This window comes from Agrobacterium sp. SORGH_AS_0745, from assembly GCF_030818995.1.
GTDB classification, from domain to species: Bacteria; Pseudomonadota; Alphaproteobacteria; order Rhizobiales; family Rhizobiaceae; genus Agrobacterium; species Agrobacterium tumefaciens.
Genome location: NZ_JAUTBI010000003.1, coordinates 2,478,667 through 2,497,205, shown reverse-complemented (window position 1 = coordinate 2,497,205; position 18,539 = coordinate 2,478,667). Strand labels below are relative to the sequence as shown.

Annotated in this window: 16 protein-coding genes; 9 read left to right on the top strand and 7 right to left on the bottom strand. The window is 59.7% G+C overall.

Annotated elements, in window-relative coordinates:
* Positions 1-121 precede the first annotated feature (121 nt).
* The 3 genes from QE432_RS21940 to QE432_RS21930 all read right to left on the bottom strand — a co-directional run bounded on the left by QE432_RS21940 (position 122) and on the right by QE432_RS21930 (position 2,639).
* Positions 122-952, bottom strand: coding sequence for an ABC transporter permease (locus tag QE432_RS21940; protein ID WP_003516068.1), 831 nt, complete (start codon positions 950-952; stop codon positions 122-124).
* Entirely contained in the window at positions 949-1,752 is an 804-nt protein-coding gene (locus QE432_RS21935; protein ID WP_003516067.1) for an ABC transporter permease, read from the bottom strand. The genes QE432_RS21940 and QE432_RS21935 overlap by 4 nt, the downstream gene beginning before the upstream one ends.
* Before the next feature lie 113 nt (positions 1,753-1,865).
* The gene (locus QE432_RS21930) at positions 1,866-2,639 is read right to left on the bottom strand and encodes an ABC transporter substrate-binding protein (RefSeq protein WP_003516066.1); all 774 of its coding nucleotides are present in this window, start codon (positions 2,637-2,639) and stop codon (positions 1,866-1,868) included.
* A gap of 341 nt (positions 2,640-2,980) precedes the next feature.
* On the opposite strand from QE432_RS21930, the gene QE432_RS21925 reads away from it, so the two are divergent.
* On the top strand, positions 2,981-5,209 hold the full coding sequence (locus QE432_RS21925; RefSeq protein ID WP_003516065.1) for an OmpA family protein: 2,229 nt from the start codon (positions 2,981-2,983) through the stop codon (positions 5,207-5,209).
* A gap of 202 nt (positions 5,210-5,411) precedes the next feature.
* Here QE432_RS21925 and QE432_RS21920 read toward each other — a convergent pair whose 3' ends face one another.
* Both QE432_RS21920 and QE432_RS21915 read right to left on the bottom strand, forming a co-directional pair.
* Positions 5,412-6,335, bottom strand: a complete 924-nt coding sequence (locus QE432_RS21920; RefSeq protein WP_003516064.1) for a pseudouridine-5'-phosphate glycosidase — start codon at positions 6,333-6,335, stop codon at positions 5,412-5,414.
* Between the two features lie 31 nt (positions 6,336-6,366).
* Positions 6,367-7,308: a carbohydrate kinase family protein gene (locus QE432_RS21915; RefSeq protein ID WP_111796292.1), complete on the bottom strand. Its 942-nt coding sequence runs from the start codon at positions 7,306-7,308 to the stop codon at positions 6,367-6,369.
* Between the two features lie 246 nt (positions 7,309-7,554).
* On the opposite strand from QE432_RS21915, the gene recA reads away from it, so the two are divergent.
* The 3 genes from recA (at position 7,555) to QE432_RS21900 (ending at position 12,000) form a co-directional block, all read left to right on the top strand.
* Positions 7,555-8,646 carry a recombinase RecA gene (gene recA, locus QE432_RS21910; protein ID WP_003516062.1) on the top strand — a complete coding sequence of 364 codons (1,092 nt, stop codon included), beginning with the start codon at positions 7,555-7,557 and terminating at the stop codon, positions 8,644-8,646.
* Between the two features lie 231 nt (positions 8,647-8,877).
* Complete coding sequence (gene alaS / locus QE432_RS21905) at positions 8,878-11,541, top strand: alanine--tRNA ligase (RefSeq protein WP_003516058.1); 2,664 nt, start codon at positions 8,878-8,880, stop codon at positions 11,539-11,541.
* Positions 11,542-11,616: 75 nt separating this feature from the next.
* Positions 11,617-12,000 (top strand): VOC family protein, encoded by a 384-nt coding sequence (locus QE432_RS21900; RefSeq protein ID WP_306625625.1) that lies wholly within the window; start codon positions 11,617-11,619, stop codon positions 11,998-12,000.
* A gap of 77 nt (positions 12,001-12,077) precedes the next feature.
* Here QE432_RS21900 and QE432_RS21895 read toward each other — a convergent pair whose 3' ends face one another.
* Both QE432_RS21895 and QE432_RS21890 read right to left on the bottom strand, forming a co-directional pair.
* Positions 12,078-12,704, bottom strand: a complete 627-nt coding sequence (locus QE432_RS21895; RefSeq protein WP_003516054.1) for a glutathione S-transferase family protein — start codon at positions 12,702-12,704, stop codon at positions 12,078-12,080.
* Between the two features lie 335 nt (positions 12,705-13,039).
* Positions 13,040-14,254, bottom strand: a complete 1,215-nt coding sequence (locus QE432_RS21890; RefSeq protein ID WP_003516051.1) for an NADP-dependent isocitrate dehydrogenase — start codon at positions 14,252-14,254, stop codon at positions 13,040-13,042.
* Positions 14,255-14,470: 216 nt separating this feature from the next.
* Here QE432_RS21890 and QE432_RS21885 point away from each other — a divergent pair, with 216 nt between their 5' ends.
* The 5 genes from QE432_RS21885 to QE432_RS21865 all read left to right on the top strand — a co-directional run bounded on the left by QE432_RS21885 (position 14,471) and on the right by QE432_RS21865 (position 18,529).
* Positions 14,471-15,001: a hypothetical protein gene (locus tag QE432_RS21885; RefSeq protein ID WP_003516050.1), complete on the top strand. Its 531-nt coding sequence runs from the start codon at positions 14,471-14,473 to the stop codon at positions 14,999-15,001.
* Positions 15,002-15,176: 175 nt separating this feature from the next.
* Complete coding sequence (locus tag QE432_RS21880; RefSeq protein WP_003516049.1) at positions 15,177-16,019, top strand: RNA methyltransferase; 843 nt, start codon at positions 15,177-15,179, stop codon at positions 16,017-16,019.
* A complete protein-coding gene (gene murI / locus QE432_RS21875; protein WP_013636403.1) occupies positions 16,003-16,824 on the top strand; it encodes a glutamate racemase in 822 nt (273 codons plus the stop codon). Before QE432_RS21880 ends, murI begins: the two co-directional genes overlap by 17 nt.
* 380 nt (positions 16,825-17,204) lie before the next feature.
* Positions 17,205-17,444: a hypothetical protein gene (locus tag QE432_RS21870; RefSeq protein WP_306625622.1), complete on the top strand. Its 240-nt coding sequence runs from the start codon at positions 17,205-17,207 to the stop codon at positions 17,442-17,444.
* Positions 17,445-17,890: 446 nt separating this feature from the next.
* Complete coding sequence (locus QE432_RS21865) at positions 17,891-18,529, top strand: LysE family translocator (RefSeq protein WP_097172152.1); 639 nt, start codon at positions 17,891-17,893, stop codon at positions 18,527-18,529.
* Positions 18,530-18,539: the final 10 nt, after the last annotated feature.

Below are 18,539 nucleotides of genomic sequence, written 5' to 3'. Positions count from 1 at the left end.
TATCTGATATGGGAACACGACAGGGTTAACCCAACCTTGCCAAAGGTCTGGGTTGTCACAAAATAGTTATATTTTTCAAAATGTTGGCAGTCTTCTCTGTTGAGTGCTGCCAACCGTGTCCCTAGCGCTTGAGATGGCGCGTCAGGCGGGCTTCGAGCCATGCCCAGACATGCCGGAGCGTCTCGACGATCGTCAGGTAGAAGATCGCCGCCCAGAGATAGGCCTGATAATCGAATGTGCGGGAGAAGGCGTAGCGCGTCTGTCCCATCAGGTCGAAGACCGTGACGATGGAGACCACTGCCGAACCTTTGATCATCAGGATGATCTCATTGCCGTAGGGGCGCAGAGCCACGATGAGGGCCTGCGGCAGAATGACCTTGCGGAAGGTGATGAATTTCGACAGGCCGAGCGAGGCGGCACCTTCAATCTGGCCGCGTGGCACGCTTCGGATCGCGCCCCTCAGAATTTCGGCCTGATAGGCGGCGGTGTTGAGGGTGAGCGACAAGAGGCCGCAATACCAGGCCTCGCGGAAGAACCACCACAGGCCAACGGTTTCCAGCCCCTGACGGAAACTGCCGAGGCCGTAATAGATCAGGAAAAGCTGCGCCAGCAGCGGGGTGCTGCGAAAAACGTAGACATAGGCATAGGCCAGCGCGCTGATGACGCGATTTTCCGACATGCGGGCGAAGGCGATCGGCACCGAGAGAAGTGCGCCGAGGATGATCGAACTGCCAACTAGCGTAATGGTGGTGATGAGGCCATCGATATAACGCGGCCCGTAACGTTCGAATTTCGCCCAGTCCCAGCCTTCGATCATCGCAAAGATCAGCCCGGCGGCCAGCAGCAGCCAGAGCGTTATGACGGCGATGCCGACGACGCGCGATATGTTGAGGGGCTTGTCTGTGGCAACCGGCGCGGGGCGCGGCGGAATGAGTTCCTGAACATGGCTCATCGGCTTGCCTCCGACTTGCGCGACCAGCGATCGATGAAGCCGATGCCGATGGAGGAGAGCAGAGCGAGGATGAGGTAGAGCAGACAGGCGATGCCGTAGAAGAAGAAGGCTTCCTTGCTGACGCGGGCAGCGATGCCGGTCTGGCGCACGATATCGGCAAGGCCGATGATCGAGACGTAAGAGGTATCCTTGAGCAGGATGACCCAAAGGTTGGTCATGCCGGGCAGGGCGATCCTGACCAGCTGCGGAATGATGACAAGCACCATGGTGTGGCCGCGCGAGAGGCCGAGTGCATGGCCCGCCTCATATTGGCCCTTTGGGATGGCCTTGAAGGCAGATAGCAACACTTCCGAGGAATAGGACGAAAACACCACTGACAGCGCAACCATGCCCGCCACGAAGGCGTTGATCTCTACCGGGCCTGTTATCCCGACATAACCGGCGGCCGATTGCAGCAGCATCTGTATGCCGTAATAGACGATGAACAGCGTCAGGAGTTCCGGCAGGCCACGGAAGATGGTGGTATAGACACCGGCCGCCAGCCGCAGCGATTTTTCCTCCGATTGCGCGGCGAGCGCAATGAGGAAACCGATCACAAGCCCGACGGGCAGGGTGGCGAGCGCCAGCGAGATCGTGACCTTGACGCCGAAGGCGATTTCGTCGCCCCAGCCGGCATCGCCACACGTGACGAGGGTGCCGTTTCCGAAAAGCGTGAAGAGACCGACCGGCCCACAGAAAGGGTCGAGAAGTGTCGAGACATAGGTCCAGAACGCACCTATGGCGGAAAATGCTCCGCTCATGCCAGTTTTCCCCCGCGGTCTTAAGCCGCCGTGATTGTTATGGTTACGTTTTCAAACAAAAATGGCGGAAGGGCAAGCCTTCCGCCACCAGATTTCAACAGGCGACGCGCCGCTTACTGGCCGTAAACGTCGAAATCAAAGTATTTCTTGTTGATTTCCTGGTACTTGCCGTTGGCGCGGATGCCGGCGATGGCAGCCGTGAACTTGTCGGCGAGCGCCGTATCGCCCTTGCGAACGGCTACGCCTGCACCATTGCCGTTGATCTCGACATCCACCGGAAGCGGCGTCAGGATCTTGCAGCACTTGCCTGCATCCGACTTCAGCCACTCCGACAGGACGACGATATCGTCGATGACGGCGTCGATGCGGCCGTTGGCGATGTCGAGCTTATATTCGTCGGCGGTCGGGTACATTTTCAGGTCGGAACCCGGGAAGTGCTTTTCGGCATAGTTGGAGTGGGTGGTGGAACCCTGCGCGCCGAGCGACTTGCCCTTCAGGTCGTCGACGGACTTGATCGGCGAGTCCTTCGGTACGGCGATTGCCGGCGGGGTGTTGTAATATTTCTTGGAGAAATCGACCTTCTGGAGACGCTCCGGCGTGATCGACATGGACGCGATGATGGCGTCGAATTTCTTTGCCTGCAGGGCGGGGATGATGCCGTCCCAGTCATTGGTGACGAAGGTGCATTCAGCCTTCATTTCGACGCACAGCGCCTTGGCGATGTCGATGTCGAAGCCGGTCAACGTACCGTCGGCTTCCAGATTGTTGAAGGGCGGGTAGGCGCCTTCCGTGCCGATGACGATCTTGTCCTGCGCGAGGGCCGCGCCGGAAAACAGGGAGATGGCGGCAATCGATACGGCTGCGAGCAGACGGGTGGAAATAGGCATTTCGATCCTCTCTTTTGGTCGTTCATCCGCAGTCTGTTGTTGTTTTCAGTGCGGACGTCGTGAGCGCAGGCGCAACAGAACGGGTTGCCATTCGTGGCCTTCAGCGCGCGGCAATTATTCGTCCGGTTGGTCAAAAAATGCAACTGCAATATTAGCGCCCTCTTTTTCGTCGCGGAGCTTTCACGAAATGGCCTTGATCTGTTCATTTCCGGTACAGAACGCTTTGGTCATCATGGGAACCGAAGCGTATGCAAGGCGTTGACCAGCGCCTGCACGCGCGGCCGGATTCACAATGTCGCGGCATAAGCGGCGTACAACGATTGGCAGATGAGGAAGCACCGATGCTGAAGAAGAACACATTGCTGACGGGGGTGGTTTTCCCCCTCATGTCGCTGGCGATCGCGGTGGAGCCGGCCGCCGCCGGTTATGCCGGCGCCGCACGGACGCAAACGCAAATGCCCCAGGCACAGGCCCCGGTGATATTGGCGCAGGCGCAGCCGCAGGCGGAGGAGCAGAACCCGGAAGAGCTGCTGCGCAAGCAACGCCAGCAAGCAGAAGAGGCGCAGCCGAAGCCAGAGCCAGAGCCGAAAAAGCAGGAGCAGGCTCCGGAACCGCAGCGCGAACAGCCGAAGGCTGAAGCCGCACCGGCCGAACCGCGTCCTGAACCCAAGCGTGAAGCTCAGCCCGAGCCGCAACGCGAGCCTCAGCCGGAACCGAAACGGCAGCCGCAGCAGCGCGAAGCCCAACCGGAACCGGCGCCAGCTGAACAGCCACCCGCCCGCAAGCAGCGCCCGCAGCCTGAGCCCGAAGCCGCACCTGCACCCGCGGAGCAGCAGCCGCAGGAACGGCCGCGCAAACCGGCTAGAGCCGAGCAGCCGGCAGGTGAGGGCGAGCAACGCCCCGCACGTCCGCGCAAGCCGGAGCCGGCGGCCGAACAGCCAGCCGCACGCCCTGAAAATACCGAGCAGCCGGCGAAACAGCGCGAGCCCGCCGCCGAGAAAAAGCCGGTAGAGGAAAAGGCGCCCGCTCCAGCACCGGAACCGAAATCGGAACCCGCCGAAAAGGCCGTTCCGGAGAAAAAGCCAGCGGCTCCTGAGCCAGCTGTAAAGGAGGCTCCTGTTCCAACGGAAGCGCCGACACCGGCACGGCCACCGGCTCCGGAAGCTCAGCCCAATCCTGCGCCCGGCCAGCAGCCTTCTGAAAAGCAGCCGGTAGAAGGCCAGGGCAAGACGGAGCCTGCAGCGCCGCTGCCGGGTACTCCGACACCTCCGCCGCCAAGCGGCGCCACGACAGGACAGGCGCCTGCCGGCGAAGCCGTTCCCAATCAGGTCGCCATTCCGCAGACGGAAGCGCCTCCGACGACGAAGCAGGAACTGGACAAGGCCAAGGCTATCGCCAAGGACCCGTCCAAGACTGCCGACACCGTCATTCTGCCCGTCGACAAGGGTGCCGCCGTTCTCGACAGCGACAAGGAAGTGGAGCGCTCCGGTAACAACCAGGCACGCGAGCAACGCCGCCGCGAGCGTGAGCAGGCCGGTGACGTGAAGGTGCCGACTTCCGACGCCGAAGCGCAGCGCGCCGGTGCTGCCGGAGGCAAGGCTCCGCCGCCCGTGAAGATGGAGGCGATTACCTCTCAGCAGGGTGAGCGTGTCGACCGCCGTCCGCAATATGACCGGCCGGAAGGTGCGCGGGAATGGCAGCCGCGCGAAGGTGGCCGGCGCGATCAGGATCGCGATGCGCCGATCATCCTGCAATTCGGTGACCGAGTGGTTGTGCGCGGCGACGACAATCAGCGCTTCATCCGCGATGGCGGCGAGCCCTATTACGAGCGCCTACCCGGCGGACGTGTCCGCGAGACCGTCGAGCGTCGCGACGGCACGCAGGTGGTGACGATCCGCAACCGCTATGGCGACGTCATCCAGCGTTCGCGCATCGACGACCGTGGCCGGGAATATGTGCTGTTCTATGCACCGGAACTGATGGACGAACCGGACCGTGAATATGTCTATCGCGATCCCGGCCTCGACCTGCCGCCGATGCGTCTGCGCATTCCGGTTCGTGACTACATCATCGACACGTCGAGCGATCCGGACCGCGATTACTACCGCTTCCTGGAGCAGCCGCCGGTCGAGCCGGTGGAGCGTGTCTACTCGCTGGATGAAGTGCGTTATTCGGCCCGTATCCGCGACAAGGTGCGCCGTATCGACCTCGATACGATCACATTTGCCACTGGAAGCGCTGACATTCCGATGGCGCAGGCCCGTTCGCTGCGGAAGGTAGCGGATGCGATCAACAAGGCGCTGGCAAAGAACCCGGCGGAAACCTTCCTGATCGAAGGCCACACCGATGCCGTTGGTTCGGATGAAAGCAACCTCGTTCTTTCTGACGAGCGTGCCGCTTCCGTCGCCAATGTCCTGACCGATGTTTACGGCATTCCGCCGGAAAACCTGGCGACGCAAGGCTACGGCGAGCGTTACCTGAAGGTTCAGACACTCGGCCCGGAACAGCAGAACCGCCGCGTCACCATCCGCCGCGTGACACCGCTGGTAAGACCGGTCGCCCAGAACTGATAAGGTTCAGGAACTGAAAAATGAAAGCCCGGAAAGCGCAAAGCTTTCCGGGCTTTTTTATTGGTAGCAAAGTTCCCAGGCCGACACATTATCCGTAACGCCGGACCAGATCCGGGGTCCAGCGTGATCAAGTCCGGCATGACTGGGATGCTTCTCACCCTGCCATCATCCTCAAATTTGAGGATAATCCAGCCTCTAACGCTTAGTTAAGCGCCACAGCAATCTCTGCTGCGAGCTGGGCATTGTTGCGTACCAGCGCGATATTGGTCGCGAGGCTGCGGCCGTCGGTCAGGCGGAAGATATCGCCGAGCAGGAAGGGCGTGACGGCCTTGCCGGTGATGTCCTCGCGCTCGGCGTGGGAAATGGCGCGATTGATGTAGATTTCCATCTCCTCGCGCGGAATTTCGTCCTCTTCCGGCACGGGATTGGCAATCAGCATACCGCCATCGATGCCGAGCTGTTCGCGAGTCGTCTGGAAATTGGCGATGGCTGCAGGGCTGTTGAGCGACAGCGGGCTGGGAAGGCCCGAAGAACGCGACCAGAAAGCCGGGAACTCTTCCGAACCGAAAGTCACGACAGGCACGCCGTTGGTTTCGAGAACTTCCAGCGTCTTAGGGATGTCAAGAATGGCCTTGGCGCCGGCGCAGACGACGATCACGCCGGTTTTGGCAAGCTCGGTCAGATCGGCGGAAATATCGAAGGTCTCCTCTGCGCCCTTGTGTACACCGCCGATGCCGCCGGTGGCGAAAACGCGGATGCCGGCGCGGGCAGCGGCAATCATGGTGGCTGCCACTGTCGTGGCACCGGTGCGGCGCTCGGCAATCGCAAAGGCAATATCTGCGCGCGAGACCTTCATGGCGTCGGTGGTCTGGGCAAGCGCTTCGAGCTGCTCCTTCTCGAGGCCGATATGCAGCGTGCCGTGAATGACGGCGATGGTTGCCGGAACGGCTCCCTGATCGCGGATGATCTGTTCGACGCCTTCGGCCATCTCGATATTGCCGGGATAGGGCATGCCGTGGGTGATGATGGTCGATTCCAGCGCGACGATCGGCGCGCCGCGCTGTTTGGCAGCGGCAACCTCTTGCGAATAGACGATGGGCAGGAGCGGGGAGATGGGGCGGGTCATTCTGTTTGTTCCAGACTATAAAAAAACGGGTTCATGCCAGCATTTCGGCCTTGGGGACAAGCCCCAACATGGTCTCGACACTGTCTTTTGACAGGTCTTGGGCGGTGGCGAAAGGCGATTGCACGGTGATGGCGGCCGCCGCGGCACCCAATCGCAGGGCCTCAGTGATGGCTTTGCCCTCCGTAATCGCGGCGAGATAACCTGACGCCATGGCGTCTCCGGCCCCGGTTACGTCTTTCACCTCGCGGATGATTGGTGGGTGGAGGCTTGCGGTTTGCGTCGCGTTGAAGGCTACCACTTCGCTTGCGCCACGGGTGATGACGCCGCCGGCAAGGCCTGCCCTGCGGAGAATGCCCGGCCAGTCGCGAACATTGTCTGCCGTCTGTCCGGTTAGCGCGCGCGCCTCTGCCTCGTTCATGAAGAGAATGTCGATATTGGCGAGCATGTCCTTCAGCTTCACCGCCTTGGCGGGCGAAATGGCGATGGCCGCAAGCGGCTTTTGGCAGGCGCGGGCAATGAGACCGAGCGCCTTCAACGTATCCTCCGGCAGATTGGCATCGCAAAGCAGAAGGTCGCTCGCGGTAATCGCTTCACGCACCGCTCGAACTTTGAGGCGGCGCGGCGAAAACAGCTTGTAAAGGTCCATATCCGCGAGTGCGATGACAAGATTGCCGTCGCGCTCCAGAATGGCGGTGTAGCTTGGCGTGCGGCGATCGAGGAAAACGAAGGGCGTATCTTCCACGCCCGCCTGCCTTGCTGCCTCCGCCACCGCTTCGCCGGTCACGTCGCCGCCGCGCGGTGCAATGATACGGACGGCAAACCCGAGCCGGGAAAGATTGCGCGCCGCATTGAAACCGCCGCCGCCAGCCTCTTCCATCCATGAGCCAGGATTGCTGGCACCGGGCGCCGTTTCAGTCTCGATCATGCCGCGCCTGTCTATATGCGCGCCGCCCAGAACGAGTATTTTCTTCACGCTTGTGTTTCCCTCTTTCGCGAATGGAAAAGGTGGACGATTCGTCCCAATCTTCTGTTTGTTCCCCTTCACATCCGGTCCGCAGCGATAGGCCGGACACGGAAAAACGAAAGCAGAACAAACCACTTATCGCTATTTGTTTTCAATATGCTGGCTGCGCCTTGCGATATGAGAACAAATAGAGTACATCCTATTTCCATACTGCTTCATTGCCTGTGCGGCTTCAATAACCTAAAGGTGGATCGGATGGCACAAAATTCTTTGCGTCTCGTAGAGGATAAATCGGTGGATAAAAGCAAGGCACTGGAAGCGGCGCTCTCCCAGATCGAACGGTCGTTCGGCAAGGGATCGATCATGAAGCTCGGTTCCAATGAAAACGTGGTTGAAGTAGAGACCATTTCGACGGGTTCTCTCAGCCTGGATATAGCGCTCGGTATCGGCGGTTTGCCGAAGGGGCGTATCGTTGAGATTTACGGCCCGGAAAGCTCCGGTAAGACAACGCTTGCGTTGCAGACGATCGCGGAAGCCCAGAAAAAGGGCGGCATCTGCGCCTTCGTGGATGCCGAGCACGCGCTCGATCCGGTCTATGCCCGCAAGCTCGGTGTGGATTTGCAGAACCTTCTGATCTCGCAGCCGGATACGGGCGAGCAGGCGCTTGAAATCACCGACACGCTGGTGCGCTCCGGTGCCGTCGACATTCTGGTGGTGGACTCGGTTGCGGCGCTGACGCCGCGTGCCGAAATCGAAGGTGAGATGGGCGACAGCCTGCCGGGCCTTCAGGCACGTCTGATGAGCCAGGCGCTGCGCAAGCTGACCGCCTCGATCTCCAAGTCGAAGTGCATGGTGATCTTCATCAACCAGATCCGCATGAAGATCGGCGTCATGTTCGGTTCGCCGGAAACGACGACGGGCGGTAATGCGCTTAAATTCTACGCCTCGGTGCGTCTCGACATTCGCCGTATCGGCGCCGTCAAGGAGCGTGAAGAGGTTGTCGGCAACCAGACCCGCGTCAAGGTCGTCAAGAACAAGATGGCACCGCCTTTCAAGCAGGTGGAATTCGACATCATGTATGGCGAAGGCGTTTCCAAGACCGGCGAGCTTGTCGATCTCGGCGTGAAAGCCGGTATCGTCGAGAAATCCGGTGCATGGTTCTCCTATAACAGCCAGCGTTTGGGGCAGGGGCGTGAAAATGCCAAGACCTTCCTGCGCGACAATCCGGAAATGGCAAGCGAGATCGAACTGGCGCTGCGCCAGAACGCCGGTCTGATCGCCGATCGGTTCCTGCAGAATGGCGGCCCGGAAGCTGGCGAAAGCGACGACGGTCCCGACGAGGGCTGATGCATTCGAAGGTCCGGGCGTTCGCGTCCGGTGGCTTTGCCGGGATGAGCCGGTATGGATCAAAAGGGTCGTGCGATTTTCCTCGCGTGGCCCTTTTTCTTTGCCTAGACGCCTTGGTGCGCCTCCATGGCTGGACAGGGCAGGATGCGGACGATAAAAGCCTTTGATTTTGCAAGATAGCCATCATTCGGGATGGCGGTGATGGACTCCAGCTGTGAGCGGTGTGTGGGCATGAGCGGTGTGAATGAAATTCGGTCGACCTTTCTCGACTACTTCAAGAAGAACGGACACGAGATTGTGCCCTCCAGTCCGCTGGTGCCGCGCAACGATCCGACGCTGATGTTCACCAATGCCGGCATGGTGCAGTTCAAGAACGTCTTCACCGGTCTCGAAAGCCGTCCTTATTCCACGGCCGCTTCCGCGCAGAAATGTGTGCGCGCCGGTGGCAAGCATAACGACCTCGACAATGTCGGTTATACGGCGCGTCACCATACGTTCTTCGAAATGCTCGGCAATTTCTCCTTTGGCGACTATTTCAAGGAAGAGGCGATTACCCATGCCTGGAACCTGATCACCAAGGAATTCGGCATCGATCGCAACCGTCTGCTGGTCACGGTCTATCACACCGACGACGAGGCTTTTAATCTCTGGAAGAAGATCGCCGGTTTCTCTGACGATCGCATCATCCGTATTCCGACCAGCGATAATTTCTGGGCCATGGGCGATACCGGTCCGTGCGGTCCCTGCTCGGAAATCTTCTATGACCACGGCGATCATATCTGGGGCGGACCGCCCGGTTCACCGGAAGAGGATGGCGACCGTTTCATCGAAATCTGGAACCTCGTCTTCATGCAATATGAGCAGCTGACGAAGGAAGAGCGCATCGATCTGCCGCGCCCGTCTATCGACACCGGCATGGGTCTCGAGCGCATTTCGGCGTTGTTGCAGGGCAAACATGACAATTACGATACCGATCTGTTCCGGGCGCTGATTTCGGCCTCCGTCGAAGCGACCGGCGTTCCGGCAGAGGGCGAGAAGCGCGCCAGCCACCGCGTCATCGCCGACCATCTGCGCTCCTCCGCTTTCCTGATCGCCGATGGCGTCCTGCCGTCGAATGAGGGCCGTGGTTACGTTCTGCGCCGTATCATGCGCCGTGCCATGCGCCATGCCGAGCTTCTCGGTTCGCGCGAACCGCTGATCTACAAGCTGCTGCCGGCGCTGATACAGCAGATGGGCCGCGCCTATCCGGAACTGGTTCGCGCCGAGGCGCTGATCTCCGAGACGCTGAAGCTTGAGGAAACCCGTTTCCGCAAGACGCTGGAACGCGGCCTGTCGCTCCTGTCCGACGCGACCTCGACCCTGCACAAGGGCGATATGCTGGACGGCGAAACCGCTTTCAAGCTTTACGATACCTATGGCTTCCCGCTCGATCTGACGCAGGATGCGCTGCGCGCCCGTGAGATCGGCGTCGATATTTCCGGCTTCACCGATGCCATGCAGCGCCAGAAGGCGGAAGCACGCTCGCACTGGGCTGGTTCCGGCGATAAGGCGACCGAAACTGTGTGGTTCGAACTGAAGGAAAAGCTCGGCGCGACCGAATTCCTTGGTTACGACACTGAAACCGCCGAAGGCGTCATTCAGGCGATCGTCAAGGACGGCAAGTCGGTGGATAGTGCTGCCGAGGGCGAGACGGTTCAGATCGTCGTCAACCAGACGCCATTTTATGGCGAGTCCGGCGGTCAGATGGGCGATACCGGCGTAATCTCTGGCGATAACGGCACCTTTACCGTTTCAGAAACACAGAAGAAGGGCGAGGGCCTCTTCGTGCATTCCGGCACGGTGTCCAAAGGTGGATTGAAGCTCGATGACGCCGTGCAGCTGACGGTCGATCACGACCGCCGCTCGCGTCTGCGCGCCAACCACTCCGCCACCCACCTGCTGCATGAGGCGCTGCGCGAGGTGCTTGGTACGCACGTTGCTCAGAAGGGTTCGCTGGTCGCACCCGAGCGTCTGCGCTTTGACGTTTCGCATCCGAAGCCGATGTCGGCCGAGGAGCTGAAGGTCGTCGAAGAAATGGCAAACGAGATCGTCTTGCAGAACTCGCCTGTCGTGACGCGTCTGATGAGCGTTGACGACGCCATCGCCGAGGGTGCTATGGCACTGTTTGGCGAAAAATACGGCGATGAAGTCCGCGTTGTGTCCATGGGCACCGGTGTTCACGGTGCGAAAGCCAACCGTCCGTACTCGGTCGAGCTTTGCGGCGGCACCCATGTTGCCGCAACCGGCCAGATCGGCCTTATCCGCATTCTCGGCGAAAGTGCCGTCGGTGCGGGCGTGCGCCGTCTTGAGGCCGTAACGGGTCAGGGCGCGCTTGCTTATCTCTCCGAGCAGGATGAGCGCGTAAAGGCACTGGCCTCGTCGCTGAAGGTTCAGCCGGGCGATGTACTGTCGCGTGTCGAGGGACTTCTCGACGAGCGCAAGAAGCTGGAGCGCGAGCTTGCGGATGCCCGCAAGAAACTCGCAATGGGCGGCGGCTCGTCGGATGCCGGCGCAAACGACGTACAGCAGGTTGCGGGCGTCAATTTCCTCGCAAAATCCCTGTCCGGCATCGATGCCAAGGACCTCAAGGGTCTTGCAGATGAAGCCAAGGCCAATATCGGCTCCGGCGTCGTGCTGCTGATCGCCGTGTCCGAAGACGGCAAGGCAAGTGCTGTTGCTGCCGTGACCGAGGATCTGACTGGCCGTTTCAGCGCCGTCGATATCGTCCGCACGGCCTCTGCGGCCCTCGGCGGCAAGGGCGGCGGTGGACGCCCGGATATGGCGCAGGCCGGCGGCCCCGATGGCGCCAAGGCACAGGACGCCATCAACGCGGTGGCAGCGGCCCTGGCGGCCTGATCTGGATGAATTGAAAAAAGGCGGGGTTCTACCCCGCCTTTTTGATTCTGGATGTTGAACTCCGAAAGGAACGTGATGCGCTTTGTAAATCCCATCCCTTTCGTGTGCGATATCAACCGCTCCAGGGAGTTTTATCGTGAAAGGCTCGGCCTGAAGGTTTTGGACGATTTCGGAAATTTCGTCCTCTTTGAAAGCGGCTTTGCAATCCATGAGGGGCGTTCGCTCGAACAGACCGTCTGGCGGACATCGCCGGACACCGACAAACCTTACGGCAGACGGAATCTGCTGCTCTATTTCGAACATGAGGATGTCGATGCGGCATTTCGGAATATTGCGCCGCATGTGGAGTTGATCCATCCCGTTGAGCGGCAGGCATGGGGACAGAGAGTGTTCCGTTTTTATGATCCGGACGGGCATGCAATCGAGATCGGCGAACCACTCGCCCAGTCCAACGAATAAGCCCGCTTCCAAAATCCGTTTTGTGACCCTTGCGAGCGCTGGTGCTCCGCTTTCAGGCGAAATGCCTGTCAGTTTCCTCAACCCGCCGCCTGCATATCCTTCGCTGCCGCTTCGTCAAGCTGGGTGGCCCGCTTGAAGGCGGGGCGGTCGGTCAGATGCGCCATATAGTCCGTGAAGGCCGGACGTTTTTCGATTGTGCCGAACTGCAGGCCCCAGCCGACATGGGCACCTACATAGACATCCGCCGCAGTGAAGTGATCGCCGGCGATGAAGCGGTTTTCGCTGACGGCACGTTCGAGCGTGTTGATCGCATCCGCATAGCTGCCGCAGCCAGCCATACGCAGCTTTTCCTGCGGCACCTCGAACCCCATCGCCTTCATGCTGGTTGTCATTTCCAACGGACCGGCAGCAAAAAACATCCAGCGGTAATAAAGTCCGCGCGCTTTGGGCGTCGGCGCAAGGTTGGCGCCCGGAAAGGCATCCGCCAGATAGGCGCAGATCGCTGCCGCTTCGGTGACAATGGTGTCGCCGTGTTTGATGGCGGGCACCTTGGCCATCGGGTTGATCAGCCGATAGGCCGGCGATTTCATCGACGTCGAGAAGCCCAGTATCTCTGTCTTGTAGGGAACGCCCACTTCCTCGAGCATCCATCGCGCAATGCGTCCGCGCGACATGGGATTGGTGTAGAAGATCAATTCACTCATTGCTTTGCCTCCCCAAGCAAAATTGCAAAAGCATCATTGAAAACCCGCGCGCAGTTCGCGCTGACACGGTGCGTTTTTATAGTCCACAGCATTATCTGTTTTCCCGAAGGATCGCGCTGGTAACCACATGAATTTTTGACTGTGCCGGACAAGTTATGTGTCGTTTTATGCTGTTTCAGCTATATATTTTTATTTTTCTGACTGCGGCACGCTGTGGAATCGAAGTCTGCGCCTAGTGCAACATCTAAGCAAGATACTGTGAACAAAAAAAGAAACCCGGCTTTGCGGCCGGGTTTCCTTTTGTCGATATTTCAAACGGGCAGTGCCCCGTTCTTTTAAGCCGCCATCGCCGTCTTGAGGTTTTCATCGATCTTGTCGAGGAAGGCGGTGGTGGAGAGCCAGGGCTGGTCCGGACCGATGAGGAGCGCGAGGTCCTTGGTCATGAAGCCGCTTTCGACGGTGTCGACGCAGACGGTTTCGAGCGTTGCTGCGAACTTTGCGAGTTCTGCATTGTCGTCCAGCTTGGCGCGGTGGGCGAGGCCACGGGTCCAGGCGAAGATCGAAGCGATCGAGTTGGTCGAAGTTTCCTGACCCTTCTGGTGCTGGCGGTAGTGGCGCGTGACCGTGCCATGTGCCGCTTCAGCTTCAACCGTGCGGCCGTCCGGCGACAGGAGAACGGAGGTCATCAGGCCGAGCGAACCGAAGCCCTGGGCAACCGTATCAGACTGCACGTCGCCATCGTAGTTCTTGCAGGCCCAGACGTAACCGCCGGACCACTTCAGAGCGGAGGCAACCATGTCGTCGATCAGGCGGTGCTCATAGATGATGCCGATTTCATCGAACTTCGCCTTGAACTCGGTCTGGTAGACTTCTTCGAAGATGTCCTTGAAGCGGCCGTCATAGGCCTTCAGGATGGTGTTCTTGGTGGACAGGTAAACCGGCCACTTGCGCATCAGGCCGTACATCATGGATGCGCGGGCGAATTCGCGGATGGATTCGTCAAGGTTGTACATTGCCAGCGCAACGCCAGCGCTCGGCGCGTCGAAGACGTCTTTTTCAATAACCTGACCGTCTTCACCGACGAACTTGATCGTCAGCTTGCCTTTGCCGGGGAACTTGAAATCGGTTGCCTTGTACTGGTCGCCGAAGGCGTGGCGGCCGACGACGATCGGCTTCGTCCAGCCGGGAACGAGGCGGGGAACGTTCTTGCAGATGATCGGCTCGCGGAAGATGACGCCGCCCAGAATGTTGCGGATCGTGCCGTTCGGGCTCTTCCACATCTGCTTCAGGCCGAATTCCTCGACGCGCTGCTCGTCCGGCGTGATCGTCGCGCACTTGATGCCGACGCCGTGCTTCTTGATGGCGTGCGCCGCATCGACTGTTACCTGGTCGTTGGTAGCATCGCGGTTTTCGACCGAGAGGTCATAATATTCGATGTCGAGATCGAGGTATGGCAGGATCAGCTTGTCCTTGATGAGCTGCCAGATGATACGGGTCATTTCGTCGCCGTCGAGATCGACGACTGGATTGGCTACCTTGATCTTTGCCATGAATTCCTCACCTTCGAAGCTGTGGCGCCTGGTGACGCCGGTATTCGGAAAAATATCCGGTGCGGCTATAGCATCGCGCGCGCCTGAGGCAAAGCCATGGGGGGCGCTTTTTTGGCGCGGTGCAATAACGCTTTGCGCATTGCCAAACCATATTGCCGGAATACAGTCAGGCGAATCGCTTCGCCCGCGCGTCGGGCCTACCTCCGGGATCACATCATGCGGAATATTCTGCTTCTGACTGCCGCCGTCCTTTTTTCCCACAGCGCCCTTGCGGCCGGCCCTGCCGATCCCGTCCAGAAGGTGATGGACATTACCGTCAAGAACTGGTCCGGCGATGCGGAAAACTGGAAATACATCTTTGACGAGGACATGCTGACCAGCCTGTTCAGCAAGGACTTCGTTGCCCAATACCGCGAAGCTTCCAAGAAGCCGGCTTACGAGGCGGAAAGTGGCGAGACCGGCGATCCCTTCGGCTACGATGTGGTGACCAACTCACAGGATGGCTGTCCGCTGGTGGATGTTTCGGTAACGCCCGGTGAGGTGAAGGACGGCGTGACTGACGTGACGGCGAAGTTCAAGCTCTGGGCCTGCATGGATGAGGCAGAGATGAAGGCAACCGTCGACGAGGTGCATTTCGATGTCATCGAGGAAAACGGCCAGCCTGTCATCAGCGACATTCACCGGGTTGGAGACGAGGGCAGGGATTCGCTGCGCGCAGAGATGGCGGCGATCATCAAGGGCGAATAACAGGGCGTTCTGCCTGCCCCGGCTTTGATTTTGGCGCCGATCTGTGCCAGTGAAGCGCGCTTTAGAGCATTTTCAGGAAAAGCGGCGACCGGTTTTCAGTCTGGAAATGCGCGAAAACCATAAAACGCATCGGCCTGAAAAATCGATGCGGCGCTTCAGAAACTGGAAAACGACGATGGCAGGCACAAACAGCGAGCTTGAACTTGTGGCGGAAGGCCCGGCGATCATTCTGGTCGAACCGCAGCTCGGCGAAAATATCGGCATGGTGGCACGGGCAATGGCCAATTTCGGTCTTGCCGAACTTCGCCTCGTCAAGCCGCGTGACGGCTGGCCGAACGAGAAGGCGCGCGCCGCCGCTTCCAAGGCCGATCATGTCATCGACGGGACGAAGGTGTTCGAGACGCTGGAAGAGGCGATCAAGGATCTCAATTTCGTCTATGCCACGACCGCGCGGGAGCGTTACGGTTTCAAACCGGTTCGTGCCCCCGTCACCGCAGCCGGCACGCTGCGCGCGAAGTTCAAGGCGGGTGAAAGAACCGGCATCCTGTTCGGGCGTGAGCGCTGGGGCCTTACCAATGAAGAAGTGGCGCTGGCCGATGAGATCGTGACATTTCCGGTCAACCCCGCCTTCGCCTCGCTCAACATCGCGCAGGCCGTTCTTTTGATGTCCTATGAGTGGATGAAATCCGGCATGGACGATCTGGACGAGACGCTTTTCCAGCCTATCGAGCAGCGGCCCTCGACCAAGGAACAGGTCTTCGGCCTGTTCGAACACATCGAGGAGGCGCTCGATGCGCGCGGATATTTTCATCCGCCCGAAAAAAAGCCGAAAATGGTGGACAATCTGCGTGCGGTGCTGTCGAGACGCGGCTTTTCCGAGCAGGAAATCAGTGTTTTCCGTGGCGTGATCAGGTCACTCGATCGTTTTCCCCGGCAGTGGCCTAAGCAGGCAGGCCGGGCCGGAACGGCGGAGGGACCATTGTCGGAGAGGGCTGGGGAGAATGCTGAAGACGACTGAGGCTCTGGCCGATGTTCTCAAACCGGTGCTGGTGTTCGATTCCGGCATTGGCGGGCTGACGGTACTGCGCGAGGCGCGCGTGCTGATGCCCGAGCGCGGTTTCATCTATGTGGCCGACGACGCCGGTTTCCCCTATGGTGGCTGGGAAGAGGAGGCGCTGAAAGCGCGCATTCTTTCGCTCTTCGAAAAGCTGCTTGAAGACTATAGCCCTGAAGTCTGCATCATTGCCTGCAACACCGCCTTCACACTAGCAGGCGCCGATCTTCGGGCGCGCTTTCCTGATATGACTTTCGTCGGCACCGTTCCAGCTATCAAGCCTGCGGCCGAACGCACCCGTTCCGGTCTCGTTTCCGTGCTGGCAACACCCGGCACCGTCAAGCGCGCCTATACGCGCGATCTCATCCAGTCATTCGCCACGCAATGCCATGTTCGCCTCGTGGGATCGGAAAATCTGGCGCGTATGGCCGAAAGCTGGATCAGGGGCGAACCGATCTCCGATGAAGCCGTGCTGGCGGAAATCGAGCCCTGCTTCATCGATAGCGACGGCAAGCGCACCGATATCGTTGTTCTCGCCTGCACTCATTATCCCTTCATGGCCAATGTGTTTCGCCGGCTGGCGCCATGGCCGGTGGACTGGCTCGATCCGGCGGAAGCGATTGCCCGTCGCGCGCGCCACCTGGTGCCGCTGCCGCAGGATGCGGAGCATCCAGATGGTTTCGATTTCGCCGTCTTCACTTCCGGCAAGCCGGATTTCGCCACACGGCGGCTGATGCAGGGTTTTGGCCTCAGCGTCTCGCTGAGCTGAACGGCTTGTTGCATTTTTGCATCTATTCTGCCTGACTTTTGCAATTCGAGATTGCGACCTCTTGTCGCGTCCGGCATCTCGTGTAAGATGCACCTTGTCTGTAACCGCTATAAAAAGGAGGCGTGGAATGACTGACTATATGAATATGCGCCTTACCGGCATGTCTGGCTTTTCCGGCATGGTCGTCGGCGGTTACATGTCCCGAGGCATCGACCTCCGATAAGGCTTCCTGCCTGATTTCCCTGCCGTTTGGCATCTTCACTTCGTTTGACAGCTGAATTGTGCGTCCGCGCTACTGCGTGTTGCGCCCGCCGTTCCTGCATGTCGTTTTATCATCGATAAAGGACCTGGCTGCTTCGCCGCGCCGGGACGGATTCCCCATGCAGAGAAATCAACCATTGGTAGCATATGCGCTGCCGGATGCGGTCGACCGCCTGTTCGTCACATTCGGCGTCTGGAAAACCCTGAAAGCGGTTCTCGTCGCGGCAATGGTGCCGCGCCCGCCGCCGACCGATCTTTCCGATCTGCCGGAGCGTCTTCTGGACGATATCGGCCTGGAGCCGTCCGACCGCAAAATGCGGCGGGAGTGGGCCCCTCCTTACTGGGCGCCGCGGTTTTGATGGCGACAGTCTCTCCGGCGAGAAAATGCCGGGGAGGCTCCGTTGTCCGTTTCACACTTCTAATGATGTTCGAAATGCGCGCCTCCGTCATGCCGGACTTGACCCGGCATCCACCCACGGCGCGTCCGCGAGGAGTTCATTGCCGAACTTCAGTTTTCCGTAACGGAAGCTGCGGAAAGGCCTGGCATATAGCGCGTTGCACTATTCTCGGGAACGTCCGGGCGGGCGTTACCCCTGATCTTGTCCTGCGGCTGGAGCGGACAGGGGGCAGCGCGGCGCGGCATGGCTTGCCATGCCGTCAAATTACGATCTTGCACAGGCGATGAAGCGGCAGCAGCAGCCCCTTCGTCCGCTGGATGACAAAGCGGCACAGCCTCCGAAAATTTGGCTTGATACCGGGCGCTTTTGGTGGCTTGCTCCAAAGACCGAACGGGGGAGATTGCATCATGCCACTGGAGAACTGGCTGGCCTTCGTGGCCGCATCCGCCATCATGCTTGCCATTCCGGGGCCGACGATCCTGCTGGTGATTTCTTATGCTCTGGGGCATGGCCGCAAGGCGAGCACCGCGACGGTGACGGGTGTGGCGCTTGGTGATTTCACTGCGATGACGGCCTCCATGCTGGGGCTCGGCGCGCTGCTTGCCACATCGGCGGCCCTTTTTACCGGTCTGAAATGGATCGGTGCGGCTTACCTCATCTATCTCGGCATCAAGCTGTGGCGTTCGCCGGTTGGCGGTGAAGGTGGTGAAGCCGCAGGCGTGACCGGCCGTGAGCGGCCGCTCAAAATCTTCCTGCATGCCTATGTCGTCACGGCGCTGAACCCCAAGAGTATTGTCTTCTTCGTCGCCTTCCTGCCGCAGTTTCTGGTGCCGACTCTGCCTTTCTGGCCGCAGGTGCTGATTTTCGAAGCGACATTCCTTGTGCTTGCCAGCTGCAATGCGGCCCTTTATGGACTTCTGGCAAGTGCCGCCCGCAATACGATCCGCAAACCCAAGGTTCAGCGCATCGTCAACCGCACGGGCGGCGGTCTCCTGATCGGCGCCGGTCTCATTACATTTGGCTGGAAGAGGGCGGTTTCGGCGTAAAACGCCCGTC